The sequence below is a fragment of the Micromonospora sp. NPDC023966 genome (assembly GCF_040639095.1).
Lineage (GTDB): Bacteria > Actinomycetota > Actinomycetes > Mycobacteriales > Micromonosporaceae > Micromonospora.
This window is the reverse complement of sequence record NZ_JBEZZJ010000009.1, coordinates 51,477-77,065: the sequence shown is the minus strand read 5'-3', so window position 1 is coordinate 77,065 and position 25,589 is coordinate 51,477. Positions and strand designations below refer to the sequence as shown.

Here is a 25,589-nt window from a genome sequence, read left to right as displayed (position 1 = left end):
CCGCGGCGGACGGGTCCACCGGACGCGGACGCGCCGTGCAACCATGATCCCTCGGGCGTGTCGCCGCCCGCCACCTCCACCCGCTCGCCAGGAGTACCCGTGCCCGACGCCGGCCCGACCGCGGTGCTCCCGCGCCGCCCGCTGACGGTCGGCGAACTGCTCGACTCGGCCGTCCTGCTGCTGCGCGACCAGGCCCGGGTGCTCGTCCCGCTGGCCGTCCTGCTGGCCCTCGGCGAGCAGGCCCTGCTGCACCCGCTGCGGGTGCTGGCCGACGCCCGGCCGCCCGAGTGGTGGGTCGGCCCGGACCGGCTGGGCTGGTACTGGCTGCTGCTCGCGCTCGGCGCCGGGACCGAAGCGATGATCATCGCGCTGCTCGGCAATCCGGCCGCCCGCGGCGCCGGGGCCGGGCTGCTGGGCCGCCGCACCGGGCCCCGCGAGCTGCTGCGCGGCGCCCGCTGGGGAGCCACCCTGCTGTTCGGAGCCGCGGTCGGGTTGACCGTGCTGCTCGCCGGGCTGGCCGGGCCGGCCTGGTTCGTCGCGTACGGGCTGCTCGGCGCGGTGGTGCCGGTGCTCGTGGTGGACCGGGTGCCGGCGTACCGGGCGCCGGGGCGGGCCCTGCGGCTGGCGGTCCGGGTCGGCGGGCGGGCCGCCGCCATCCGGCTGCTCGGTTACCTGGGCTGGTGGCTGATCCGGCTCGGCATCGGGCTGGGCGTCTACCACGGCCTCGGGCTGCTGGGCCTGTTCGACGTCGCCGCCTGGGCGCTGCCGGTCGCCACCGTGGCCTGGGTGGCGGTGAACGCGGTCGCGTACCCGGCGCTGGCCTGCCTGGACGCGGTGCTGCACCTGGAGACCCGGATGCGCACCGAGGGTCTGGACATCCGGCTCTCCCGCGCCCCGGCCGGCACCCCGGAACCCGTCCTGCTGGCGGTGCCGCGGTGAGCCGCTGGTGGACCGAGGCGGTCGCCGCGCTGGGGGACGCCGTACCGCTGCCGCTGGCCGCCCTGCTCCTGCTGGCCGGGGCGCTGCTGGTCGCGCTGGCCTGGTACTTCTTCCCGGCCTGGGTGCCCCGCCGGCTGCCCCGGGTCGGCCGCCCGCGGCTCCCCCGGCTCCGGCTGCCCCGGCTGCGCCTGCCTCGACTGCGCCTTCCCCGACTGCGGCTGCCCCGACTGCGGCGGCCGAAGCTGCGGCGGCGCCCGGCCCGGCCGGACGCGCCGGCGCTGCCGGTGCCCGCGCCCCGGGCGCCCGAGCCGGCGCCGGCCGCCCACGCCGGCCTCGCCGACCGGCTCGCCGCCGAGGGCCGGTACGCCGAGGCGGTCCGGGAACGGCTGCGCGAGATGGTCCGCCTCCTGGTGGCGCGGCAGCTCGTGGAGCCCCGCCCCGGGCTGACCGTCACCGAGCTGACCGCGGCCGTGGCGCGGGTCCGGCCCGGGGTGCGGCCCACCCTGCACGCCGCCGGCGCGATCTTCTCCGACCTCTGGTACGCCCAGCGTCCCGCCACCGCCGCACACGACCACCGGATGCGTGACCTCGCGGCCGACCTGAGCCGGGAGTTGGCCGCGGAGGGGGAACGCCGGTGACCGCGACGCTCGACCCGGCCCGCCCGGCGGCCCCGCCAGCGCCCCGCCGTCGGTGGCACCGGGTGCTGGTCCCGCTCGGGCTGGCCGTGCTGCTGATCGTGGCCACCCTGGTCCTGCACGCCGTGGACCAGCCCGACCCGACCGACCGGGGGTTCCTCTCGCCGCTCGGCACCGGCGACGACGGGGGCAGCCGGCTGGCCGAGGCGCTGCGCGCGCAGGGGGTGCCGATCCGCCGGGAGACCGACCCACGGCAGGCGCTGCGGGCCGCCGGAGCCGGCCCGAGCACCCTCTTCGTGCCCGCTCCCGAGCTGGTGCACCCGAGCACCCTGGCCGCCCTGAGCGTGCTGCCCGCCGGCAGCCGGCTGGTCCTGGTCGAGCCGTCCCGCCGGGTGCTGACCGGCCTGGCCGTGCCGCTGGAGCCGACCGACCGCCGGTGGGCCACCCGGGCCGTGCCGCCGGACGCCGACGGCACGGCGTGCCGGCTGCCCGAGGCGCTCCGCGCCGGCACCGCCGCCGTCGACCACCAGCGGTACGCGGGGCCGCCCGGCGCCGACCGGTGCTACGCGGGCGCGCTGCAGCGGATCTCCTGGGGCGCCGAGGTCGTGGTGATCGGGGCCAGCGACCCGTTCCGCAACGACCGGATCGACGAGTGGGGCAACCGGGCCCTCGCCACCGGTCTGCTCGGCGGTGACCGCCCGCTGGTCTGGCTCGACCTGCCCGGCCCCGAGGCGGGCCCGACCGGGCCGAGCTGGTCGCCGACCCCGGACGGTGAGAGCCCGCTGCCCCGGCCCACCGGTCGCTCGGATGACCGGGCGGACCCGCCACCGAACTGGCACAACCCGCTCTGGGACGCCTTCCCGCCCTGGTTCTGGGCCGTGCTGGCGCAACTCGCCGTGGCCGGGCTGCTGCTGGTGCTCTGGCGGGCCCGCCGGCTCGGCCCGCCCGTGCCGGAGCCGCTGCCGGTGACCGTCCGCTCCGCCGAGACGGTGCTCGGCCGGGCCCGGCTCTACCGCCGGGCCGGCGCCCGCAACACCGCCGCCGGGACACTGCGCGCCGCCGCGCTGGACCGGCTGCTGCTCCGGCTCAACCTGCCCCCGGACGCGCCGCCCGACGAGGTGGCCGCCCGGGTCGCCGCCCACGCCGGGGCCGACCCGGAGCGGGTGGCCGAGCTGCTGCACGGCGCCGCCCCGGAGGACGACCGGGAGCTGCTGGAGCTGGCCCGCGACCTGGACGCCCTGACCCGTACCCTGGCCCCCCACCCGACCGAAGGAGATCCCCGGTGACCGGACCCGTCATCGCCGCCGCGTCGCCCACCGCGCAGCCCGACGCCCACGCCGCCCTGCACCGGCTGCGCGCCGAGGTGGCCAAGGCCGTCGTCGGGCAGGACGCCGTGGTCACCGGCCTGGTCATCGCGCTGCTCTGCCGGGGGCACGTGCTGCTGGAGGGCGTGCCCGGGGTGGCCAAGACCCTGCTGGTGCGGACCGTGGCCGGCGCGCTGGACCTGGAGTCCAAGCGGGTGCAGTTCACCCCCGACCTGATGCCCGGCGACGTCACCGGGTCGCTGATCTTCGACCCGCGCACCGCCGCCTTCACCTTCCGGGAGGGGCCGGTCTTCACCAACCTGCTCCTCGCCGACGAGATCAACCGCACGCCGCCGAAGACGCAGTCGGCGCTGCTCGAGGTGATGGAGGAGCGGCAGGTCTCCGTCGAGGGCGAGCGCCGCCCGCTGCCCGACCCGTTCATCGTGGCGGCCACCCAGAACCCCGTCGAGTACGAGGGCACCTACCCGCTGCCCGAGGCGCAGCTGGACCGCTTCCTGCTCAAGCTGACCGTGCCGCTGCCCGGCCGGGACGAGGAGCTGGGCGTGCTCCGCGCCCACCACGCCGGCTTCGACCCGCGCGATCTGCGCGCCGCCGGCGTACGCCCGGTGGCCACCGCGGCCGACCTGGCCGCCGCCCGGGCGGCGGTGCACGCGGTGCACGTGGCCGAGCCGGTGCTCGGCTACATCGTGGACCTGTGCCGGGCCACCCGGGTCGCCCCGGCGCTGGAGCTGGGCGCCTCGCCCCGGGGCGCCACCGCCCTGCTGGCCACCGCCAAGGCGTGGTCCTGGCTGGCCGGCCGGGACCACGTCACCCCGGACGACGTGAAGGCCGTCGCCCGGCCCACCCTGCGGCACCGGCTCCGGCTGCGCCCGGAGGTGGAGCTGGAGGGCGTGACCGTGGACGCCGTGCTGGACGCGGTGCTGGCCACCGTGCCGACGCCGCGATGACCTGGCGGGCGGGTCTCCTGCTCGCGGCGAGCGCGGCGACCCTGCCGGCCTGGCCGGCGCCCTTCGTCGGCGTCGCCGTGCTGACCGCGGCGGTGCTGCTGCTGGTCGCCCTCGACTGGACCCTCGCGGCGCCCCTGCACGGGCTCACCGCCACCCGCGCCGGCGACCGGGCGGTCCGGCTGGGCGGCACCGCCACGGTCACCCTGCACCTGACCAACGCCTCCACCCGGCCGCTGCGCGCCCAGGTACGCGACGCCTGGGTACCGTCGGCCGGGGCGCGGCCCGACGTCCCCGCCGGGCGGGTGCTCACCGTCGCACCGGGCGGCGCCGCCACGCTGCCGGTCCGGCTCACCCCGGCCCGGCGCGGCGACCGGCCCGCGGTGGCGCTGACCGTACGCTCGCTCGGGCCGATGAAGCTGGCGTTCCGGCAGCGCGCCGGCCACCCGGTCACGCCACCGTGGACGCTGCGCGTGCTGCCCCGCTTCGACTCCCGCCGGCACCTGCCCGAGAAGCTGGCCCGGCTACGGGTCATCGACGGCGTACAGGTCACCCGGGGGCGCGGCCACGGCACCGAGTTCGACACCCTCCGCGAGTACGTGGTCGGCGACGATGTGCGCTCGATCGACTGGCGGGCCAGCGCCCGCCGCTCCGACGTGCTGGTGCGCACCTGGCGGCCGGAGCGGGACCGGCGGCTGGTCTGCGTGCTGGATACCGGCCGCACCTCGGCGGTCCGGCTCGGCGACGAGCCCCGGCTGGACACCGCGATCGACGCGGCGCTGCTGCTCACCGCGCTGGCCGCCCGGGCCGGCGACCGGGTCGACCTGCTCGCCGCCGACACCGCGATCCGGGCCCGGGTGACCGGCAGCGGCCGGCCCGCGCTGCTGACCCGGCTGGTGGACGCGGTCGCCCCGCTGGAGCCGGCGCTGGTGGAGACCGACTTCGAGCTGATCGCCGGGGAGGTGCTGCGCCGGGAACGGCAGCGCAGCCTCGTGGTGCTCTTCACCGCCCTGGAGGCCGGCGCGCTCGGCGAGGGGCTGCTGCCGGTGCTGCCCCGGCTGGCCGCCCGGCACCGGGTGGTGCTCGCGGCCGCCCACGACCCGGTGCTGGCCCGGCTCACCACCGCTCCGCCGACCGGCCCGGACGACCCGTACGCCGCCGCGGCGGCCTGGCGGGCCCTGGCCGAGCGGGACCGGGTCCGGGCCGCCCTGTCCCGGCACGGGGTGACCGTGGTGGACGCCCCGGCCGACCGGCTCGCCCCGGCGGTCGCCGACACCTACCTGCGGCTCAAGTCCCTCGGCCAGCTCTAGCCGCCTTGCGGCCGAGGAGCAAGGCGTACGCCAGGAAGGCCAGCCAGACCGCGGCGCCGATCGCGACCCGGACGGCGGCCGGCAGCGGCGCCGGGGTCACGAACGCCTCCAGCAACGCGGAGACCGCGAACAGCCCGACCAGGCCGGCGGCGACCACGATGGCCGAGCGACCCGCCTCGGCGACCGCGCGGCCCCGGCTGAGCTGCGCCGGCGGCGCGATCCAGGCCCACGCGGTCCGCAGCCCGACCCCGGCCGCCACGTAGATGCCGGTCAGCTCCAGCAGACCGTGCGGGGTGATCATGCCGAAGAACACGTCCGCCCGGCCGTAGGCGATCATCACTCCGCCGACCACGCCGATGTTCAGCGCGTTCTGCCAGAGCAGCCAGAACACCGGCACCACCAGCACCCCGGCGGCCAGGCACTGCGCGGCCAGCCAGGCGTTGTGCGTCCACAGGTGGAACGCGAAGGTCGGCGCGGTGAACTCGGTGTAGTAGCCGGCGAAGCCGGAGTCGACGAGCTGCCGGGCCGCCTCGGCGCCGATGAACGCGGCGGCGGTGTCCGGGTGGCCGGCGACGAACCAGATGAGGAAGGCGGTCAGCGCGCTGAACCCGGTCGCCACCGCGCACCACCAGGGCCAGGCCCGGTAGAGGGCGGCCGGCAGGTCGGCGGCGAGGAATCGGCCCACCGCCGCCCAGGAGGGGCGGGGACGGCCGGTGATCCGGGCCCGGGCCGCGAGCACCAGGTGGGAGAGGCGGCCGACCAGGACCGGTTCGGGGGCCCGGCTGCGCAGCGCGGAGAGGTGGGTGGCGGCGCGCTGGTAGAGCGCCACCAGCTCGTCGACCTCGGCCGCGTCCAGCCTGCGCCGACCGGTCAACTGCTCCAGCCGCCGCCACTCGGCCCCGTGCTCGGCCACGTACGCGTCGAGATCCACTCGTCCTCCCCCGTCCGGCGCCCATAGTGTTCACTGTGCGAGTGCGCGCGCAACCACCCCCACCGGCACCGTGGGCCGACGCCGGTCTGATCAGCGGCGAGGCGGTGGAGCTGGACGTCCGGGCGGCCCGGCTGGGCTCCCGGGTGCTCGCCCTCCTGATCGACCTGGTGGCCCAGCTCGTGGTGGCGCTGCTGCTCGGCGCGGGCCTGTCGGTGCTGGTGGTCAGCCTGCCGCGCGACCTCATGGACGCCGCGCTGGCCGGCGCGTTGCAGCTCGTGCTGCTGGTGCTGGTGCTGGTCGGCTACCCGGTGCTGATGGAGCGCTTCGCCGGTGGCCGGACGCTGGGCAAGCTGGCCGTGGGGCTGCGGGTGGTCCGCGACGACGGCGGCCCGGTCGGGGTCGGCCAGTCGCTGACCCGGGCGCTGGTGGGCGTGGCCGTGGAGTGGCCCGGGCTGGTGCTGCCGCTGCTGAGCTGGGCCGCGAGCGTGACGGTGATGCTGACCGACCCGCGCGGGCGGCGGCTCGGCGACCTGGTCGCCGGCACGCTGGTGGTGCACACCCGGGGCGCCGGGGCGTGGCGTGCGGCCCCGCCGCCGGTGCCGCCGCTGCTCGGCTGGGCGGCCACCCTCGACCTGAGCCGGGTGGACGACGGGCTGGCGCTGGCCGTCCGGCAGTACGTGGGCCGGTTGCACCAGCTCGCCGCGCCGGACCGGACCCGGCTGGGACGGGAGCTGTGGGCGGAGGTCGCGGCGGTCACCTCGCCGCCCCCGCCGTGGGCCGCGCCCGAGTGGGCGTACCTGGCCGCCGTGCTGGCCGAGCGGGGCCGCCGGGCCGCGTACCGGCTGGGACGGGCCCGCGCGGTCACCGCCACGCTCTGGCCCGAGCTGGCGCCCGCGCCAGCCACGTCGCTCCCGGCGCCGGCGCCGACCACGCTGCGGCCCGCCGCGCCGGCCCGCGCCGTCCCCACCCAGCCCGATCCGGTACGCGGACAGCCCACCTCGGTCCGGGCGGAGCGCTGACTTCTCAGGAGAAGAGCGCCCGGCCCCACCAGTCGGCGGCGTCACGGACGCCGGGCGGGCAGGCGAACAGGCCGCTGGAGACGTGCCGCAGGTATTCGTTCATGGCGTCGTTGCGGGCCAGCCGGGTCTGGATCGGCACGAACTGCTTGCGCGGGTCCCGCTGGTAGGCGATGAAGAAGAGCCCGGCGTCGAGCCGGCCGAGCCCATCCGAGCCGTCCACGAAGTTGTAGCCGCGGCGCAGCAGGCGCGCGCCGTCGTTCTGGTCCGGGTGGGCGAGCCGGACGTGCGCGGTCTCGGCGATCACCGGCTCGCCGTCGTCGCCCTTGGCGGCGAAGTCCGGCTCGTCGAACTCGGCACGCCGGCCGAGCGGCGCACCACTGCCCTTGGTCCGCCCGACGATCATCTCCTGCTCGGCCAGCGGGCTGCGGTCCCACGTCTCGACCAGCATCCGGATCTTGCGGGTGACCAGGTAGGACCCGCCGGTCATCCAGTCCTGGCCGTCGCCGGGCTGGGCCCAGAGCTGCTCGCGGAGCAGGTCGGCGTCCTCCGCCTTGAGGTTGGCGGTGCCGTCCTTGAATCCGAACAGGTTGCGCGGGGTGGCCTGTCCCCGCGACGTCGACGACGTACGCCCGAAGCCCAGCTGCGACCAGCGCACGCTGACCACGCCCATCCCGATCCGGGCCAGGTTGCGGATGGCGTGCACCGCCACCTGCGGGTCGTTGGCGCAGGCCTGGACGCAGATGTCGCCGCCGGAGAGTTCCGGCTTGAGCGCGTCCCCGGCGAAGTGCGGCAGGTCGGCCAGGGCGGCGGGCCGCTTGTCGGCGATGCCGAACCGGTCCCGGCCCTGGACGTCGCGGAACAGCGTCGGGCCGAAGCCGACCGTGATGGTGAGCTGCGACGGTGGCAGCCCGAGCGCCTCGCCGGTGTCGTCCGGCGGGGCCTCCGGCACGCCGTCGACCGCGCCGATCAGACCGGCGTCCTTGCCGGCGGTCATCCGGGCCGCGGCGGCGCTCCACTCCTGGAGCAGCGCGACGAGCCGGGCCCGGTCCTTGGTGATCACGTCGAACGCGACGAAGTGCAGCCGGTCCTGGGCCGGGGTGACGATGCCGGCCTGGTGCTCGCCGTGGAACGGGACCGCGCCGGCCGCCGTCTCGGTGGCCGACGCCTGGTCGCCGCCGCCGAACAGCGCGCCCGCGCCGACCGCCACCCCGGCGACGCCGGCCACGCCGGCCCCGGCCAGGGTGATGGCCCGGCGCCGGGACACCCCGGTCCCGCGGGTCGCTTCGTCGATGCTCGGCTCGCTCATCACGTCACCTCCGGGAAGGGGTCGTCAGCGGGCGACGACCGCGGCAACCTTGCTGATCGGCTCGGCCAGGGCGTTGATGCTGTCCGACAGCTCCTTGAGCTCGGCCTTGCTGAGCTGGGTGTGCAGCTTCCAGCCGTCACCGGCCCGGTGCTTGCCGAGGGCGGCCTCGACGTTGGCGAACTCGGTGTCGAGCTGCTTGACCAGGTCGGGCGAGCGCTGCTCCAGGGCGGGGCGCAGCGCGGCGATGGCCGCCTTCGAGCCCTCCAGGTTGGCGTTGAAGTCCCAGAGGTCGGTGTGCGAGTAGCGCTCCTCCTCGCCGGTGATCTTGCCGCTGGCGACCTCGTCGAGGAGCGCCTTGGCGCCGTTGGCGAGCTGGAGCGGGGTGAGCTTCTCGGCGTTGGCCTTGGCCACGATCGCCTTGACGTCGACGAGGAGCTGGTCGGCGATGGCGCCGTCCTTGCTGACGTCGCCGGTGGTCCACAGGTCCTTCTCGATCCGGTGGAAGCCGGTGAACGGCATGCCCTCCTCGACGACCTCCTCGCGGCCGTCGATCTTCGGGTCGAGGTCGCCGAAGCTCTCCGCGACCGGCTCGATCCGCTCCCAGTAGGTGCGCGCCACCGGGTACAGCTCCTTGGCCTTGGCCACGTCGTTGGCCTTGACCGCGGCCACAAACTCCTCGGTCTTGGTGAGCAGCGCGGCGGTCTGGCTCTGCACGTAGCGCTGGTAGCTGGCGGTGGCCTGGCCGAGCGCGGCGTCGGGCGCGACGGTCGCGACGGTGCCGCTGACCTTCAGCGCGCCCCGGATGCCGCGGCCGCTCATGCCGGGCTTGCAGGCGGTCTCGTAGGTGCCGGCGGGCAGTTCGACGCGGAGTTCCCGGCTCAGCCCGGGGGCGATGTTCTCCACCTCGCCCATCACCCGGTCACCGGCGGCGTAGACGTAGAACTCGTTGACCTTGGACCCGGAGTTGGTCACCTTGAAGGTCACCTGCCCGGCCTCGATCTCGGTGCTGCCGACCTCGCAGGCGCTGTCGGTGGCCTTGACCGCGATCGGCCCGTCGGCCTTGGCGTCCTTGTCGTCGCCGCCCCCGCAGCCGGCCAGGCCGGCCACGGCGAGCATCCCGGCGGCGGCGGGCACGACGAATCGAGTGGTACGCATCGGTGGTGTGTCTCCTCGGGAACGGGCGGGTCAGGCGCGCTGGGGCGCGCTGCTGGTGGAAGCGTCGGTGGCGGCCGGCTCGGCCGGCGTGGTCGCGGCGTCGGCGGCCGGGGCCGGCGGGGCGGCGGGCGCGGCGGGCTTGGCCGGGGCGGCCGGCTTGCGCAGGAAGAGGACGAGCACCGGGACCGCGTAGGCCACCCAGGCGATCGTCTCCAGCACCGTCGGGGCGGCGGTGATGTTGAACATGCCGGCGAGCAGCGCGCCGTACCAGGCGTTCGGGTCGAGCGTCGAGGAGATGTCGAAGGCCTGGTTGTTCAGGCCGGGCAGCACGCCGGCCTCCTGGAAGTCGTGCACGCCGTACTTGAGGATGCCGGCGGCGACCAGGATCAGCAGCGCGCCGGTCCAGGTGAAGAACTTGCTCAGGTTGATCTTCAGGGCGCTGCGGTAGAGCAGGAAACCGATCACCACGGCGGTCGCCACGCCGCCGGCCAGCGAGAGCAGCGCGCCCGCGCCGGTGCCGCCGGCCGCGCTCTGCGCGGCGGAGTAGAAGATCAGCGCGGTCTCCAGGCCCTCCCGGATCACCGCGAGGAAGGCCATGCCGGCGACCGCGAGGGAGCCGACGGCGAGCGCCTCGGTGAGCTTGCCGCGCAGTTCACCGGCGATCGTCCGGGCGGCCGTGCGCATCCAGAAGATCATCCAGGTCACGAAGACCACGGCGGCCACCGAGGTGACGGCCTCGAACAGCTCGCGGTCCTCGGAGCGGGCCAGCAGCGAGGTCGAGGTGTACTCGATCAGCCAGCCGAAGACGACCGAGAGCACGACGGCCAGGCCGACGCCGGCCCAGACCTGCGGCAGGCGGTCACGCCGCTGCGACTTCACCAGGAAGGCGACCAGGATGCTGACCACCAGGGTCGCTTCCAGGCCCTCCCGCAGGCCGATCAGGTACGTGGCGAACATCGTTGCTCCGTGGTTCGGTAAGGCACGCCTCAGTTAACTTAGGGCAGCCATACCTTCCTCCTGATCCGGCCGGTCGTCAAGTCGTTCATGGGCACGTCACCCGAACCGTCGTCAGCCCGACATGCGCAGATCACCGCGGCTTTCCCCCGCGTACGCGAAGGGGACCGGGACGGCCGCGCGGCGGCCGGCCCCGGTCCCCTCCGGGTGGAACTCAGTAGCGGTAGTGCTCCGGCTTGAACGGCCCCTCCTGGGACACGCCCAGGTAGGCGGCCTGCTCCTTGGTGAGGGTGGACAGCTTGGCGCCGAGCGCGTCCAGGTGCAGCCGGGCGACCTTCTCGTCCAGGTGCTTGGGGAGCACGTAGACGCCGACGGGGTATTCGTCGGTCTTCGTGTAGAGCTCGATCTGCGCGATGGTCTGGTTGCTGAACGAGTTCGACATCACGAAGCTCGGGTGACCGGTGGCGTTGCCCAGGTTCAGCAGGCGGCCCTCGGAGAGCACGATGATGGCGTGGCCGTCCTCGAAGCGCCACACGTCGACCTGCGGCTTGATGTTCTCCCGGGTCACGTCGGAACGCTTCGCCAGGCCGGCCATGTCGATCTCGTTGTCGAAGTGGCCGATGTTGCCGACGATGGCCTGGTGCTTCATCCGGGCCATGTGCTCGTGGGTGATGACGCTGAAGCAGCCGGTCGCCGTGATGAAGATGTCGGCCTGCTCGACCACGTCGTCCAGGGTGGCCACCTGGTAGCCGTCCATCGCCGCCTGGAGGGCGCAGATCGGGTCGACCTCGGTCACCACGACCCGGGCGCCCTGGCCGCGCAGCGACTCGGCGCAGCCCTTGCCCACGTCGCCGTAGCCCATGACGACGGCCATCTTGCCGCCGATCAGCACGTCGGTGGCGCGGTTGATGCCGTCGATCAGCGAGTGGCGGCAGCCGTACTTGTTGTCGAACTTGCTCTTGGTCACCGAGTCGTTGACGTTGATGGCCGGGAAGAGCAGGGTGCCGGCGCGGTGCATCTCGTAGAGCCGGTGCACGCCGGTGGTGGTCTCCTCGGTCACGCCCTTGATGCCGGCGGCGATCCGGGTCCAGCGCTGGCCGTCCTCGGCGAGCGAGCGGTGCAGCAGCTGGAGGATGACCGCGTACTCCTCGGAGTCGGCGGACTCGACCGGCGGCACGACGCCGGCCTTCTCGAACTCGGCGCCCTTGTGCACGAGCAGCGTGGCGTCGCCGCCGTCGTCGAGGATCATGTTCGGGCCCTGCCCGTCGGGCCAGGTGAGCACCTGCTCGGTGCACCACCAGTACTCCTCCAGGCTCTCGCCCTTCCAGGCGTAGACCGGGACGCCGGCCGGGGCCTCGGGAGTGCCCTCCGGGCCGACGACGATCGCGGCCGCGGCGTGGTCCTGGGTGGAGAAGATGTTGCAGGACGCCCAGCGGACCTGCGCGCCGAGCGCGACCAGGGTCTCGATCAGGACGGCGGTCTGGATGGTCATGTGCAGCGAGCCGGTGATGCGGGCGCCGGCGAGCGGCTGGGCCTCGGCGAACTCGCGCCGGATCGACATCAGGCCGGGCATCTCGTGCTCGGCGAGCCGGATCTCCTTACGCCCGAACGCGGCGAGCGACAGATCCGCCACCTTGTAGTCGCCCTCGGCGAGGGTGCTCGGCCGGGCTCCGGACGACGCGCCACTGGGGGCCGCCGGGAGGGTGCTGGTCATGGAAGCTCCTGTCGAACGAAGACTGCGCAGCCTTCCACCTTACGCGCGTGGATTTCTCCTCCCCTGCCCGGTTGGCCGACGGGAGGGTGGCCCGGTCGGCGGACAGCGCACGGGGCGGTCGGTCGTGAACGGACTTTCCGCTCACGGCCCGGCCGCCCCGTGCATCCCCCCGGTTTGGTTCCCCGCGCGTTACCGGACCTTCGTCGCGACAACGCTGCGTACCCATAGCGTCACACCAGGCCTACAGCCAGTCAAGCTATTTCGGGAAAGTCGGACTTGCGCATGTCGCAGCGGCGGGCGCTGAGCCGCCGCACAGCGCTTCGGTCAGCGCAGGCCGGACGTGGCGACGAACGCCACGCCGTCCCCGCCGATCACCAGCGGGCCCCCGGCGGCCGTGCCGATCGCCGCCTGGCCGGCCACCAGGGTGACCGTCCCCACCCCGTCCTCCACGGTGAGCGTGCCGGCGCGGCACAGCACCACCCGCGGGCCGGGCAGCGCCAGCCGCGCCGGCGGACCGGCGGAGGTCACCTCGACCCGGTGCAGGGCGAAGTCGTCCACCGGCACCAGCCAGGTCACCACCCCGGGCGCCACCGGCTCCGGCCGGACCACCGGCTCGTCGAGCACCTCGAAGCGCAGCACCCGCAGCAACTCGTCCACGTCCACCCGCTTCGGGGTGAGCCCGCCGCGCAGCACGTTGTCGCTGGCCGCCATGATCTCCACGCCGGTGCCCCGCAGGTAGGCGTGCAGGTTGCCGGCCGGCATCCAGATCGCCTCGCCCGGCGCCAGCCGGACGTGGTGCAGCAGCAGCGCCACCACCACGCCCGGGTCGGCCGGGTAGTCGACGGCCAGGGCCCGCGCCAGCTCGGCGTCCGGCCCGGCCACCTGCGCGGCCAGCACGTCCGCCACCAGCCCGGCGCGCTCCGCCACCGGCCAGCTCAACAGCAGGCGTACGGCCTCCCGCAGCCCCGCCGGCCCGGTGCGCAGCGCCGCCACCATCGGCTCCAGCGCGGGTACGCCGAACGCCGCGATCGCCGTCGCCGACTCGGCCGGGTCCCGGAACCCGCAGAGCGCCTCGAACTTCGACAGCGCGACCAGCAACTCCGGCTTGTGGTACGGGTCGACGTAGTTGACCCGGTCGGTGTCGGCGGCGTACCCGGCCCGGGCCTGCTCGGCGTCGGGGTGGGCCTGGAGGCTCAGCGGGGCGTCCGCCGCCAGCACCTTCAACAGGAACGGCAGCCGGGTGCCGAACCGGCCGACCAGGCGCTCGCCCAGCCAGTGGGCCGGCTCGGCGACCAGCAGCTCGGTGAGGCTGACCGGGTTGCCGTCCCGGTCCACCGTGGCCGGGGCGCCCGGGTGGGCGCCCAGCCACAGCTCGGCCTCCGGCCCGGCGCTCGGCACCGGTCGCCCCTGCAACTCGGCGATCGCGGTGCGGGAGCCCCAGGCGTAGTCCCGGATCCGGCCCTGCAACAGCTCCACGGTCAGCTCCCGGGCCGTCCGGCGACCTCGTCGCTGCCGGCGTCGACGTCCGGCTGCGGCACGGCGGTGTGCGCCGCCTGCCCCGTGCCCGCCCGGTCCGCCGCCGCGCTGTAGACGTCGGGCTCCAGGTAGATGACCCGGGCGATCGGCACCGCGGCGCGGATCCGCGCCTCGACGGCGTTGATGCCCCGGGCCACTTCCTCGGCGGTCTCGCAGGCCCCCACCCCGATCTTCGCGGCCACCATCAGCTCCTCCGGGCCCAGGTAGAGCGTCTTCATGTGGATGATCCGCTCGACCTCGGGCCCCTCGGTCACGGCCCGCTCGATCTTCGCCAGGTCGTGGCGCTCCGCGCCCTCACCGAGCAGCAGGCTCTTGGTCTCGATGGCCAGGGTGATCGCAATGATCACCAGCAGCACGCCGATCATCGCGGTGCCGGCCGCGTCCCACATGCCGTTCCCGGTGATCAGCGTCATCCCGACGCCGAACAGCGCGAAGACCAGACCGATCAGCGCCCCGAAGTCCTCCAGCAGCACCACCGGCAGCTCCGGCGCCTTGGCCCGGCGGATGAACCGCACCCAGGACTGGTTGCCGCGGATGTGGTTGGACTCCTGGATGGCGGTCCGGAACGAGAAGCTCTCCATGCCGATCGCGATCACCAGGACGGTCACCGGAACCCACTGCCACTCGGTGATCGGCTCCGGATGCTGCGCCTTGTGGTACGCCTCGTAGAGCGCGAAGAGGCCGCCGACGCTGAACAGCACGATCGCCACGATGAACGCGTAGATGTAGCGCTCCCGGCCGTAGCCGAACGGATGTTCGGGGGTGGCCTCGCGCTTGGCCCGTCGGCCGCCGAGCAGCAGCAGGCCCTGGTTGCCGGAGTCGGCCACCGAGTGGATCGACTCGGCCAGCATCGACGAGGAGCCGGTCAGCAGGAACGCGATGAACTTGGTGACGGCGATGCCGATGTTGGCCGCCAGGGCGGCCACGATCGCCCTCGTCCCGCCGTTGGCGCTCACGCCGCCGCCTCGCTTCGCTCAGCGGCGGCGCGAGGCGCCGCGCTGCTGAGCTCGATGGTTCGCTCGCTCCGCTCGCTCACGCTTCTCCCCGCCCGATGCCGCACGTGCTCACTGGTTCGACAGCTCCTTCATCTCGGTGATGGCCGGCACGGCCATCGGGTCCAGTCCGTGTGCCAGGGCGAGGTAGACCGAGGCGAAATCCGGGACCGCCATCAGCGAGGCGAGCCGCTCCAGCGCGGACCCGCCCTCGGCGGTGACCACGTCGCAGCGCACCCCGCGCCGCTCGGCGAGCGTCTGCACCGCGTCCGCGCGGCGCTCCTCCACCGCCAGCGGCTCGTCGGTGTCGTCCTCGGCGTTGAGGCCGCCGTCGCGCAGCAGCACCAGCCGCAGCCGGGTGGCGTCGCTGCCGGTCTCGTTCGGATCGGCGAAGATATCCCGCTCCCCCTCGACCAGGCCGCCGAAGACGCCGTCGAGCAGGCCGACCCGGCCCCGGCCCGCCTCGCCCAGCGCCCCGGTGACCACCGGGTAGCGGGCGTTGGCGGAGAGCGTGTCACCGAACCGGCGGGCCGCCACGGTGGCCAGCGGCGACGAGCCCCAGACGATCGGGATCGACCCGGACAGGCCCAGAGCCAGCGACTTCGCCGGGTTGACGAAGGACTCGGCGGTGGGCCGGCAGCGGTCGGCGTCGGCGTCCAGCCGGGCCGCGGTCTCGGCCAGGTCCGCCTCGTTGACCTTCACCAGGCCGAGCGTACGGGCGGCGAGCAGGACCGGCACGGTGAGCGCCCAGAGGCTGGCCCGGGCCGGGGCGCGCCGGGGCACCGGGATGAACGGCGCGCGGGCCCGCTCGGCCACCGACTGGAGCTGCGAGTCCGGGGCGCCGACGGCGACCAGGCGGGCGCCCCGTCGGTGCGCGGCCTCGGCGGCGCCCAGCGCCTCGGGGCTGCGGCCGGAGGCGCTCACCGCGATGACCACGTCCGCCGCACCCACCCAGCCCGGCACGCCGGCGCTGCGGTGCGGGATCACCGGCACCGGGCAGCGCGGCCCGGCCACCGTGGCCAGCAGGTCCCCGGTCCGCCCGGCGGTGCCGATGCCCGCGATGACGACCGCGCGCGGGCGGCCATCGTCGGCGAGCACGGTCAGGTTCGCCTCGGCGGCCAGCGCCGCCGACTCCCGGACCTGGGCGCCGGCGGAGGCGGTGAACCGGAGCATGCCGCCCGGGTCCTGCTCGGCCAGTCGGTCCGGATTGTCCAGCAATGACTCGTCGGCGTGCCGGTGCCCGCTGACCCCGGCCGTACCCTCCATCATCGCGGCGACGCGGAGCCGCCGCGCGCGTCGTCCGCCGCGGGGCCGCCCCGCGCCTCGTCGAGCAGCAGCACCGGGACGTCGTCGCGGACCTCGAAGATCCGGCCGCACTCGGTGCAGGTCAGCGTCTGGGCCTGCGGGTCGTAGTCGAGCGGTGCGTGGTGCGTGTCCGGACAGGCGAGGATCTCGAGCAACTGCGGGTCCAGGGCCACGGCGCGGCTCCTTCCACGTATGCGGTCTCACCGGTCGGCGGTGCCGTCCGGCGCACGCGATCTTATCGGCGAACCGGTGCGGGCACCCTGCCACATCTCGCACCCGACGGCCGTGCGCGGCGACCCGGTCAGGTCGCCGTCACCCACCGTCACCGTAACCCCAGCGACCGGCCGGGGCCGGACTCAGCGGGGCACGCGGGGCAGCACGGTGGTGGCGTCGCCGCCCGCGGCGGCCGGCGGCTCGCCGTCCGGCCCGTCGGCCGTGGCCGCGGAGGCGCCGTAGACGCTCCCGCTCGGGCGGGGCGTCGGGGCGGCGGCCTGCTGCCCGTACACCTGGCCGGCCGGCGCGCCCGAGCGGTAGGTCGTGCTGCTGCGCGGCAGCGGGACCGGCGGCTGACCGACGCCCGGCTGCCCGTCCGTCTTCTCCGCGCGGCTGCGGCGGACCAGCAGCACGATCAGCGCGACGCCGACGAGCACCAGTGCGATGCCGAACCACATGATCGGGGAACCTCCGGAGGACGAGTCGTCGGCCGCGGCGCCGGCGGCCGGATCGAGCGCGGCGGCCACCGCGGTGGTGTCGGCCTCGGCCGGCGTGGTCGCGACGGCGCTCGGGGTGGGAGTCGGCGAGGGCTTGCGAGACGGCGTCGGGCTGGGGCTCGCGGTCCGCTGGGCACCCACCACCCGGGCCGCGGTGGCGGACCGGCCGAGCACCCGGCCGTTCGCGGCGCTCGCCTCGCCGGCCACGGCCAGCCGCCCGCCGATCGTGCCGGCCAGGAAGGCCACCCGGTAGCGGACCGTGATCCCCTTGCCCTTGCACAGGGCCGCGTTGGCGGGCGAAGTCTGCGCCGTGGCGACCGCGCCGCCACCGCCGGACACCGGCACTGCCACCCACCGGCCGCCGGTGGCCACCTGCACCCGGACCTGGTCCGCCCGCAGGCCGTCGAGGCGCAGCCCCAGCGCGGTGCGGAGCAGCACGCAGCCGTCGGTGCGCTTGCGCACCTCGACCGCCACCGTGCCCGCCGAGCCACCGGCCGTGAAGCTGCTCGCCGAGCGAACCTCCACCCGGTCGTCGGCGGCCAGCGCCGGGGACGCCGCGCCGACCACGAGGCCGCCCAGCATCGCGCCGACCGTGGCCCACCGCGCCGCGTGCCGCCTCACCGACATCTCCACCTCACCGTTTCCGCCCCGGACGGGATCCGCCGGTCAGGGTACTACCGGCCCGGAGGGGCACCCGCCCATCGAGCACTCCGCATGTGCGCCGCGACACCCCGCGGCACCCGCTCCATCCTCGATGCGGCCGGGCCCGCTCGCATGATCATTTCCGACTCTTCGTGGCCCGGTCGCCGCGGGCCGGCGCAACCTGGGCCGCGCGCCGGGCGGTCGGACAAAGGCGGCCGGTCAGCCGGGCTCGGCCGGTCAGGTGGGGGCGGCCGCGAGGGCCCGGCGGGAGAGCCGGTCGGCCGTCCGGGTGGTCTCCGGTAGCCGGTACCGGGGCGTCAACGCCAGCACCCGGTCCACCGCGTTGTCCAGGCTCATCCGGTGCCCGACGCTGACGAAGACCGGTTTCACCCCGTCCCGGGTCCGCAGCACCCGGCCCACCACCTCACCGCCGTCGCGCAGCGGCGTCCAGGCGCCCCGCTGCGGCGCCGGCTCGTCCCAGACGCCGACCAGCGGCGTCTTCCCCACCCCGATCGCGGGCCGTCCGGTCACCAGCCCGAGATGGCTGGCCAGCCCGAACCGGCGGGGGTGCGCCAGCCCGTGCCCGTCGCAAACCAGCAGGTCGGGCCGGACGGTCAACCGCTCCAGGGCCGCCAGCAGCGCCGGCAGCTCACGGAAGGCGAACAGCCCCGGCACGTAGTCGAACGCCGGGCGGCCCACGCTCACCGCCTCGTCCACCACGGCGAGGGTGGCCGCGTCCAGCACCGTGACGGCCGCCGCGAGCCGGTCACCGCTCTCCGCGTAGGCGACGTCCAGCCCGGCCACCGTCGCGGGCGCGGTCGGCCCCGGCCCGACCAGGTCGACCCGGGACCGCAACTCCTCCTGTACGCGCAGCGCCTCCGCCACGTCGGCCGGCGGGCGGTACGGCACTCCACCGCCCGTCACGGCCGGCCGTCCCCCCGGTCGGCGTCGCGACGGCCGGCCGACCCGGCGCCCCGACCCGGATTCGGCCGGCCGGACCGGCGGGAAGACCGGTCGGCATCGGCCTCGGCGCCCGTCATCGCCCCACCGTAGCCAACCCTTTCCGGGTCACTGGCCCACGCGGCCGTCGATCAGCTCGCGCAGCAGGTCGGCGTGGCCGTTGTGCCGGGCGTACTCCTCGATCATGTGCACCAGCAGCTCCCGCAGCGAGATCTCCCCGTCACCGTGCCGCCCCTTGACGTCCAGGTTCGGGGCCGAGGCGACGAACCGCTCCGCGTACGCGACCTCCTCCCGCCAGGCCGCCCAGGCCTCCTCGACCACGGCCGGGTCACCCACCGCCCCGTGGAAGTCGGCGTCCCGGTCCGCCTGGTGCCGCCAGATCCGCGGTGCGTCCTCGCCCGCCATGGTGCGGCGGAACCAGCCCCGCTCCACCTCCGCCATATGTCGGACCAACCCCAGCAGCGACATGGGCGACGGGGGGACCGACCGCCGGGCCAACTGCTCGGCGTCGAGGCCCGCGCACTTGAGTTCCAGGGTGAGGCGCTGGTCCCGCAGGTAGTTGACCAGGACGCTCAACTCGTCGTCGAACCCGCCCTCCGAACGGGGGTCGTCCTCCGGCTTGACGAACATGTTCGACCACGCGAACTGAGGAGTGGGTCGGTCGGTATCGGTACCCGCGTCAGACATGCCCGGACCTTCTCGCCCTGGGACGGCGGCCGGCAAGGCATTTTGCCGGCGGGGTCAGGGCGCGGCGGTGGCGATGGTGGGGTCGGCGCCGGGATCACCGGGCTGCTGAAGCTGCTCCTCGGACATCACAAACGTCCGCCGCCAGACCCTCGCTGGTGCTGGAGGTAGTCCTGGTAGCGACGTCGGTCGAGGCCTTTTCGGTCGGCCGCGAGTCGTGCGGCCCGTTCCCGTGACGTCATCCCACGCGGCGGCAGCGGGTCGAAGGGGCCGGAAAGTGGCCGGGGATCCGATGCCGGACGCTGCGGGGCTAGCGCTTCCAGCAGCGGAAATCGGGGATGCGGGGCAGGTCGGGCATTCGACCCGTTGGTCGGCGCTCCCGTTTCCGGGCTGGCGGCTTGGGTGTCCTGGGGATGCGCCGGGGGAGCAGGCAGCGGTCCGGCCTGCCCCGGCACGGCGCCCACCGGCGTGTGGTTCGGCGGCATCGACACCGGCCCCTGCGACTGCGACTGCGACTGCGGGGAAATGGTGGCAGGGGGCTCACCACGATCTGCGCGGCAGCCGCCTGCACAGGTGCCGCCTGGCTCGACGTGCCCATGTCGGGCAGCACAGGGGCCTTGGCCGGACCGGACGTCGGCCGGGCGGTGTCGGGGACGGGCATGCCCGTAACGGGCGCCTCGACAGTCACCGACGAGAGTGTCGGGCTCGCTGTGGCTTCCAGCCGCGCTGTGCGCGTCGCCACATCAGCGCTCGGAGGGCTCGTCGTCACCTCCGCGTCCACCCGGTGAGGTGGCGGAGCAGCCACGCCCGCCGCGGCATGCTCCATGCCGACGGACGGGAGGTGCACCGAAGCTGGCCCGTCACCGACGAGTGACGAAGGCGGATTCGACGCCGCGGGGGAATCCGCCGTACCCGGGTGAAGCACCGGTACGGGGCCGGGATTTCCGACAATCGGGGCCGCGTCCGGTATTCGCTGGGAGGGGATGGGGCCGGCAGCATCGCCGGATCGTGGGAGCCCCAGGTCCACCGGCTGCGTGGGAAGACCGGCCAGCTTCTCGTCGAGCCGGTGGTGCAGGGCGCTGTCGGCCTGACCGGTGGCGGAGCCGCTGGCGCCGGAGGCGGCGGTCCGGGCCAGGTCCTCCAGCGACAGGTCCTGACCGGTGGCGAGCCCCGCCGCGCTCTCCGCCAGGGTTTCGCCGGCCATCTCCCGCCCGAAGCGCTCACCGACCTGCGCGAACCACCCGTGTGCGTGCCGCCCGAGGCCGGCCAGCGGCGCCGCCGCGCCGCCGACGAAGCCACCGAGCCCCGACATGCCCACGTCGCTCAGGTCCAGGCCGTCCCGGCGGCCGGTGGAGTTCTGGTACGCCTGGGTCGCCAGGCTGGTGCCGGCCTCCTGTCCCGCCTCGACCAGTCCGCCGAGCGCGGCGCGGCGGGCGAGCCCGCGGGCACCGCTCTTGACGACCTCCTTGGCGGCCCGTTCGCCGGCCTCCTTCAACCCTTCCTTGACGGCCTTGCGGGCCAGCTGGGCCACCAGCCGCTTGAAGATCTGCTGCACGGCGACCCGGCTGGCCGTGATCGCGGCGCCGGCCGCCGGCGAGGCGGCGCCCATGGTCAGCACGGTGGCCGCCGCGAGCGAGAGCAGCTCGACGACCAGGATGCCCAGCTCGATCCAGGCCTCCAGCTTGGCGCCCTCGATGTCGCAGCCGCACGAGTCGACCAGCTTGCCCAGTTCGCCGGTGGCCGCCACCAGGACGTGCAGCGGTGTGTCCTCGCCCTCGGCGACCTTGCCCCAGGCGATGTCGAACGCCTGCGCCACCAGGCCGACCCCGCCGTAGCCGCTGCGGACCTCGCCGGCGGCGGTGGTGGCGTCGTTCCGCGGGCCGGCCAGGACGTCGCCGACGCCATACCACTGGTCGGCCAGGTCCCAGACGGCCCGCTCGTTGCCCTCCGGCCACTCGACGCCGACGACCCAGTCCAGCGCCTCGTAGATCCAGCCGGGCACATCCCAGGGGCAGTAGTCGAGCGGGTGTGGGATCGGGCTGGGCAGCATGCTCACGCACGGATCCTCCGGTGGTCAGCGCCAGGGCCGGTGCGGGTTGTGCTACTGGTGCGGAATCTCGCCGAGCTGGCGGGCGTTGGTCAGGTCGGTCTCCACCGTGGCGACGACGGAACGCACCACGTCGGCGGCCAGCCCCTCGATCGAACGGCCGAGGAGCTCCCAGGCCCGCAGCAGGGTCTCCGCATAGCCCTGGTAGTGCTTGTCGAAGGCGGCGCCGATGTCGTCCCGCCCCCACGGCCGCTGCGCACTCGCCGCCGCGATCGGGCCGCCCGCCTCCCGTCGGGAGGTGGTGACCACCTCCCCGACCAGGGCCAGATCGGCGCCGCCGCGCCGGGCCCGGTCAGGGTCCAGCCAGAGCTGTCCGTCGGCCACCGCCGTCACTCTCCACGTGACAGGACGGCATCAGCCCGGCCCAGCAAGGCGCCGAAATCATGCGTACGCAGGAACTCCACCGACGGCGAGCCGGGCGGGAGGAATCCGGCGACCAGCTCGCGGGTCGCCGTGACCGCGGTCGCCGACGCCCGCAGCACGGTTTCGGTGATCTTCCGGCCCAGCGCCCTGGCGTCCCGGTCGTGGAACACCGACGGGGCGACCTCGACGCTGATCAGTTCGCCGCGGGCCCCAACGACGGCGGTCACCTGGCCGTCGTCGGAGCGCTCGGTCACCCGCAGCTCGGCGAGCCTGGACTGGAGTTCGTCCAAACCGGACCGAAGTCGCTGGTACTGGCCGTACACCTCGTCGAACCGCGCACGCAGCGCGCGGTTCGCCTCCCGGTCCGCACTCTCGGCCACCGCCACTCCCCTTCCGTCACCGTCAGTAGGGCCGACCATACCGGGCGCCACGGAGTCCGTGGGGTCCGGTAACTTCAGCAGTCGATAAGGCGGGAACCCCGGCCGTTCACGGCCGGGAGGGAACACCGTTACGGCCGCTACGTTGGCCGCTTCTGGTGTTCGATGTACTCCTTGACCATTCCGAGGGGCGCGCCGCCACAGGAGCCGGCGAAGTACGACGGCGACCACAGGTGGTTGCCGCACAGGTAGCGGCTGAGGTGCGCGCCGTGTTCCTGCCGCAGGTAGCGGGCCGACACGCCTTTGAGGCTGTTGACCAGTTTCGACAGCGCGACGGTGGGCGGGTAGTGCACGAGCAGGTGCACGTGGTCGGTTTCGCCGTTGAACTCGCGCAGCTCGGCGCCGAAGTCGGCGCACACGTCACGCATGACCTGTTCGCACCGGGCGAGGATCGGATCGGTGAGCGCTCCCCGCCGATACTTCGTGGTGAAGACCAAATGCACGTGCAGGTTGTAGACAACGCTGCGTCCACGCCGAACATCCGGGTCCGGGGTCCATCTAGGTGACATGGACCAAATGCTACGGTGGTCCGGTGAAGTTGGTGGTGCAGGCCAAGCTCCTGCCGACACCCGAACAGGCGGCGGCACTGGAGGCGACTGTTCGGGCGTGCAACGCCGCCGCGTCCGAGGTGGCGATGGTGGCCCGCGAGAGGGCGGTCTACCGCAACTACGACCTGCGCAAGCACACCTACGCGGGCATCAAGGCCGACTACGGCCTGGGCGCTCAGGCCGCCCAGCACGTGATCAAGAAGGTCGCCGACGCCTACACCGTGCTGAAGGCGAACATCAAGGCTGGCCGCCTCGGGAAGCCTGGCTCGAAGCGCCGTCGGCGAGCTGAGGGGGCCCCGATCGCTTTCCGGCCGAACGCTGCCCAGCCCTACGACGCCCGGATGCTGTCCTGGCAGGCAGACGCCCGTACCGTGTCCATCTGGACCACTCGAGGCCGGCTCAAGGGCGTCGCCTACACCGGCTCGCCCGACCAGCTCAAGGCCCTGGCCACCAGCAAGACCGGAGAGTCGGACCTGGTCCACCGTTGACGGCATGTGGTTCCTGTACGCGACGGTCGAGGTAGCCGAGGCGGACCCGTACGATCCGGACGGCTTCCTCGGCGTGGACATGGGCATCGCCAACATCGCCTACGACTCCGACGGAACCCGCTATGCCGGGACCCGGCTCAACGGCTACCGCCGACGACAAGCCCGGCTGCGGGCCAGGCTGCAACAGAAGGGGACCAAGTCAGCCAAACGGCTGCTGGCCCGGCGTAACAAGAAGGAAGCGCGGCACGCCGCGAACGTCAACCACTGCATCGCCAAGGCCATCGTGACCAAGGCTGCACGCACCGGCCGCGGCATCGCCGTCGAAAAGCTGACGGGAATCCGCGACCGGGTCCGGCTGAGGAAGCCTCAACGGGTCACACTCTCCTCGTGGTCATTCCACCAACTCGGCTCGCTCCTGGCCTACAAGGCCCGCCGGGCGGGCGTACCGCTGGTCGAAGTCGACCCCCGGTACACATCCCAGACCTGCAACGGCTGCAAACACCGCGACAAGCGGAACCGGCCAAACCAGGAAACCTTCCTCTGTCGGTCGTGCGGGGTCGTTGCCCACGCCGACCACAATGCAGCCCTCAACATCGCAGAACGCGGTGCCGAGGACTGGGGCGCAGTCAATCGCCCGCACGCGGCATCACTCTGCAACCAGTAGAGGCGCTGATCCGCAAGCCAACCCATTCATGGGCGGGCAGTTGACGCTGTGATCGAACGACAGCACGCCGAGCAACTCGCCGCCGTCTGGGCCCGACGGGACTCCGAGCGCCTGGGATTCCCGTGCGCGTCGCTGGTCGAGGAGTTCGAGCTGGGCTACATGGACACGTTCACTGTGTCCCTTGATGCCCGAGCCTTCCCCGGCGACCTGCCGACCATGCGGTCATCGACAAGGAGACCGGCGAGGTGTCGACCGCCGCCGTCGAGTAGATGTTCCGGCAGCGCCGACCGGCCGAGCCGCGCGCCGCGTACCGTCGACCTGGCCAGCCAGTTGCTCCGGGAGATCACCCGGACGCCCACGCCCGGCGCCGCGGCGCACACTCGACGGCCGGATGCACATCGCGCAGGGCGCCAAGGGCGATGTCGAAATGCACCACCATCCACTGGTCAGTCCTATCTAGACGGACTGCAACCCGGCCACCTGGTGCGGGGCGGCGAGCGGCACGTCGAGATGATCGTCGTCTCGGACGTCGTGCACGACCAGGACCGCCAACGCGAAGTTGGGAGCCGCCCGACGCTGACGTTCGATGAGACCCGCGCGTTCCTCGGCACCGGCCGGATCGAGGTCTTCCGGATCCGGGAACCAGGGGATCCCACAGGTGAACCGGCGGGCCTTCCCTGCGACTTGTGCATCAACTTTCTGGTGCGTTTCAACGCCCTCGCGTCGTCCGACCTGGCATACATGGAAGAGTGGCGCCCCGAGCCGCGACAGATCATCCAGCCCGGCCGATTCCCGGATGTGATCGCGCACGAGCTCATGGATGCGGGCTGGCAGATCAGCATGTTCAACGAGGCGCTGGCGATGGGCGCAATCGCCGAAACGCGCGAAGTCGTTGGACGGCACCATCGGCATGAGAAGTTCCCGGCCGCCGAACAGGCGCTCACCGCCTTTCCAGCGATCCTCAGCCGCAGGCGGGGCCGGGCCAGGGGGTCTGGATAAGCCCGTTCACCATGAATCCGTTGCGCGGCGCCCATAGCGCCGACACCCTCGCCGATTTCGGCGCCGTTCTCGGCCTCCGGCTCTTCCCGTTCGTTACTGAGGGTCAGGAGAGCGTCATCGCCGTCGACGAGCGCGGCCGGATCTTCGCGCTCGATCAGGCCGGCGAGTGGTTCCTCGGCCCCGACATCGACGCCGCCCTCATCACCCTGCTGCTCGGCCGCGCCCCGCCCGGGTCGGCGACGACGGCACCTGGTGAAACCACCTCCGGACCGGCCCGGTCAGGAGCCGAACTGTCGTGCGGCGTCCTGGTAGAACGACACCGCCTCGGTGAGCGACACCGCCTTCCGGGACACCACGGAGAGGTCCTTGCCCTCCTTGGTGAACGGTGGTGGCCAGGCGCTGAACCCTTGGTCGGGGGCGAGGGCGGCGACTTCCGCCTGCCAACCGGGCCAGCGCAGGGTGTCGTAGAAGCGGGTCAGCGAGCCGGCGAGGACGGCGTACAGCCAGTCGGCGTAGCCCTGCTCGAGGTCGAGCCAGCCCAGGTCGTCGGGGCCGAAGTAGTGGATGGTCGGCCTGGCCCCCGGTTGCGGTGGCGACCAGACGAACTGGCCGCCCAGCACGTCGTAGCCAACGACCACCACGCCGCGCGCGGGGTCGGATTCGCCGGGCACGTCCGGCAGGCCGCCGTGGCCGCTGCCGAGCACCCGCAGCCAGCCGTGGTCGATCAGTAGGCCGCCGGTGTTGGCGACCACCGCACCGAGCCAGGACCGGGTGGTGATCTCCAGGTCTGCCAGGCACGCGGACGCCCGCGCCGGGTCGGCCGGCAACACCTCGACGGGGTACGGCGCGGCCTCGACGGCCTCGGCCACCTCGGGACACGCTGACTGGTCCACCTGCTCAGCCTGTCACGGAGACCGGAGCG

General features: G+C 74.1%; 25 protein-coding genes and 1 pseudogene. 9 read left to right on the top strand and 17 right to left on the bottom strand.

Annotated features, from left to right (window positions below):
• Positions 1-99 precede the first annotated feature (99 nt).
• The 5 genes from AB0F68_RS14945 to AB0F68_RS14925 are packed head-to-tail and all read left to right on the top strand — an operon-like array spanning position 100 to position 5,153.
• Positions 100-939, top strand: coding sequence for a hypothetical protein (locus tag AB0F68_RS14945; RefSeq protein ID WP_357337428.1), 840 nt, complete (start codon positions 100-102; stop codon positions 937-939).
• Positions 936-1,577, top strand: coding sequence for a DUF4129 domain-containing protein (locus AB0F68_RS14940; RefSeq protein WP_357337422.1), 642 nt, complete (start codon positions 936-938; stop codon positions 1,575-1,577). Before AB0F68_RS14945 ends, AB0F68_RS14940 begins: the two co-directional genes overlap by 4 nt.
• Positions 1,574-2,860 (top strand): DUF4350 domain-containing protein, encoded by a 1,287-nt coding sequence (locus AB0F68_RS14935; protein ID WP_357337417.1) that lies wholly within the window; start codon positions 1,574-1,576, stop codon positions 2,858-2,860. The genes AB0F68_RS14940 and AB0F68_RS14935 overlap by 4 nt, the downstream gene beginning before the upstream one ends.
• Positions 2,857-3,846, top strand: coding sequence for a MoxR family ATPase (locus tag AB0F68_RS14930; RefSeq protein WP_357337414.1), 990 nt, complete (start codon positions 2,857-2,859; stop codon positions 3,844-3,846). The genes AB0F68_RS14935 and AB0F68_RS14930 overlap by 4 nt, the downstream gene beginning before the upstream one ends.
• On the top strand, positions 3,843-5,153 hold the full coding sequence (locus tag AB0F68_RS14925) for a DUF58 domain-containing protein (RefSeq protein WP_357337411.1): 1,311 nt from the start codon (positions 3,843-3,845) through the stop codon (positions 5,151-5,153). The genes AB0F68_RS14930 and AB0F68_RS14925 overlap by 4 nt, the downstream gene beginning before the upstream one ends.
• Here the strand turns inward: AB0F68_RS14925 and AB0F68_RS14920 are convergent.
• Positions 5,131-6,084, bottom strand: a complete 954-nt coding sequence (locus AB0F68_RS14920; protein ID WP_357337409.1) for a stage II sporulation protein M — start codon at positions 6,082-6,084, stop codon at positions 5,131-5,133. The genes AB0F68_RS14925 and AB0F68_RS14920 overlap by 23 nt on opposite strands.
• A 41-nt stretch (positions 6,085-6,125) precedes the next feature.
• Here AB0F68_RS14920 and AB0F68_RS14915 point away from each other — a divergent pair, with 41 nt between their 5' ends.
• Positions 6,126-7,103 (top strand): RDD family protein, encoded by a 978-nt coding sequence (locus tag AB0F68_RS14915; RefSeq protein ID WP_357337406.1) that lies wholly within the window; start codon positions 6,126-6,128, stop codon positions 7,101-7,103.
• 4 nt (positions 7,104-7,107) lie between these two features.
• Here the strand turns inward: AB0F68_RS14915 and efeB are convergent, their stop codons facing one another.
• The 15 genes from efeB to tnpA all read right to left on the bottom strand — a co-directional run bounded on the left by efeB (position 7,108) and on the right by tnpA (position 22,477).
• Entirely contained in the window at positions 7,108-8,409 is a 1,302-nt protein-coding gene (gene efeB / locus AB0F68_RS14910) for an iron uptake transporter deferrochelatase/peroxidase subunit (protein WP_357337403.1), read from the bottom strand.
• A 24-nt stretch (positions 8,410-8,433) separates the two neighbouring features.
• Positions 8,434-9,564, bottom strand: coding sequence for an iron uptake system protein EfeO (gene efeO, locus AB0F68_RS14905; RefSeq protein WP_357337400.1), 1,131 nt, complete (start codon positions 9,562-9,564; stop codon positions 8,434-8,436).
• Positions 9,565-9,594: 30 nt separating this feature from the next.
• On the bottom strand, positions 9,595-10,521 hold the full coding sequence (gene efeU, locus AB0F68_RS14900) for an iron uptake transporter permease EfeU (RefSeq protein ID WP_357337377.1): 927 nt from the start codon (positions 10,519-10,521) through the stop codon (positions 9,595-9,597).
• A gap of 211 nt (positions 10,522-10,732) precedes the next feature.
• On the bottom strand, positions 10,733-12,232 hold the full coding sequence (gene ahcY, locus AB0F68_RS14895) for an adenosylhomocysteinase (RefSeq protein WP_357337374.1): 1,500 nt from the start codon (positions 12,230-12,232) through the stop codon (positions 10,733-10,735).
• A gap of 324 nt (positions 12,233-12,556) precedes the next feature.
• Positions 12,557-13,708, bottom strand: a complete 1,152-nt coding sequence (manA, locus tag AB0F68_RS14890; protein WP_357337372.1) for a mannose-6-phosphate isomerase, class I — start codon at positions 13,706-13,708, stop codon at positions 12,557-12,559.
• 2 nt (positions 13,709-13,710) lie between these two features.
• A complete protein-coding gene (locus AB0F68_RS14885) occupies positions 13,711-14,724 on the bottom strand; it encodes a cation diffusion facilitator family transporter (RefSeq protein WP_357337370.1) in 1,014 nt (337 codons plus the stop codon).
• 108 nt (positions 14,725-14,832) lie between these two features.
• Positions 14,833-16,029 (bottom strand): SIS domain-containing protein, encoded by a 1,197-nt coding sequence (locus AB0F68_RS14880; protein ID WP_357337367.1) that lies wholly within the window; start codon positions 16,027-16,029, stop codon positions 14,833-14,835.
• A complete protein-coding gene (locus tag AB0F68_RS14875) occupies positions 16,026-16,238 on the bottom strand; it encodes a Trm112 family protein (protein WP_151465048.1) in 213 nt (70 codons plus the stop codon). The genes AB0F68_RS14880 and AB0F68_RS14875 overlap by 4 nt, the downstream gene beginning before the upstream one ends.
• A 183-nt stretch (positions 16,239-16,421) precedes the next feature.
• Positions 16,422-17,402, bottom strand: coding sequence for a hypothetical protein (locus AB0F68_RS14870; RefSeq protein WP_357337355.1), 981 nt, complete (start codon positions 17,400-17,402; stop codon positions 16,422-16,424).
• Between the two features lie 252 nt (positions 17,403-17,654).
• A complete protein-coding gene (gene nfi, locus AB0F68_RS14865; RefSeq protein ID WP_357337353.1) occupies positions 17,655-18,341 on the bottom strand; it encodes a deoxyribonuclease V in 687 nt (228 codons plus the stop codon).
• A 144-nt stretch (positions 18,342-18,485) separates the two neighbouring features.
• Positions 18,486-19,064 (bottom strand): DinB family protein, encoded by a 579-nt coding sequence (locus tag AB0F68_RS14860; protein ID WP_357337350.1) that lies wholly within the window; start codon positions 19,062-19,064, stop codon positions 18,486-18,488.
• Between the two features lie 307 nt (positions 19,065-19,371).
• Positions 19,372-21,117, bottom strand: coding sequence for a hypothetical protein (locus tag AB0F68_RS14855; protein WP_357337346.1), 1,746 nt, complete (start codon positions 21,115-21,117; stop codon positions 19,372-19,374).
• Positions 21,118-21,162: 45 nt separating this feature from the next.
• Positions 21,163-21,492, bottom strand: a complete 330-nt coding sequence (locus AB0F68_RS14850) for a hypothetical protein (RefSeq protein ID WP_357337344.1) — start codon at positions 21,490-21,492, stop codon at positions 21,163-21,165.
• A gap of 5 nt (positions 21,493-21,497) precedes the next feature.
• On the bottom strand, positions 21,498-21,911 hold the full coding sequence (locus tag AB0F68_RS14845) for a YbaB/EbfC family nucleoid-associated protein (protein WP_357337341.1): 414 nt from the start codon (positions 21,909-21,911) through the stop codon (positions 21,498-21,500).
• Positions 21,912-22,048: 137 nt separating this feature from the next.
• Positions 22,049-22,477 carry an IS200/IS605 family transposase gene (tnpA, locus tag AB0F68_RS14840; RefSeq protein ID WP_357337335.1) on the bottom strand — a complete coding sequence of 143 codons (429 nt, stop codon included), beginning with the start codon at positions 22,475-22,477 and terminating at the stop codon, positions 22,049-22,051.
• A gap of 23 nt (positions 22,478-22,500) precedes the next feature.
• On the opposite strand from tnpA, the gene AB0F68_RS14835 reads away from it, so the two are divergent.
• From AB0F68_RS14835 to AB0F68_RS14825, 3 genes and pseudogenes are all read left to right on the top strand, one after another.
• Positions 22,501-23,004 (top strand): hypothetical protein, encoded by a 504-nt coding sequence (locus tag AB0F68_RS14835; RefSeq protein ID WP_357337333.1) that lies wholly within the window; start codon positions 22,501-22,503, stop codon positions 23,002-23,004.
• Positions 23,005-23,008: 4 nt separating this feature from the next.
• Positions 23,009-23,668, top strand: coding sequence for a transposase (locus AB0F68_RS14830; protein WP_357337330.1), 660 nt, complete (start codon positions 23,009-23,011; stop codon positions 23,666-23,668).
• A gap of 159 nt (positions 23,669-23,827) precedes the next feature.
• Positions 23,828-24,825 (top strand): annotated as a pseudogene (locus AB0F68_RS14825) (SUKH-3 domain-containing protein); the annotation flags it as partial.
• Between the two features lie 120 nt (positions 24,826-24,945).
• Here the strand turns inward: AB0F68_RS14825 and AB0F68_RS14820 are convergent.
• Positions 24,946-25,560: a DUF2625 family protein gene (locus AB0F68_RS14820; RefSeq protein WP_357337328.1), complete on the bottom strand. Its 615-nt coding sequence runs from the start codon at positions 25,558-25,560 to the stop codon at positions 24,946-24,948.
• Between the last annotated feature and the right edge of the window lie 29 nt (positions 25,561-25,589).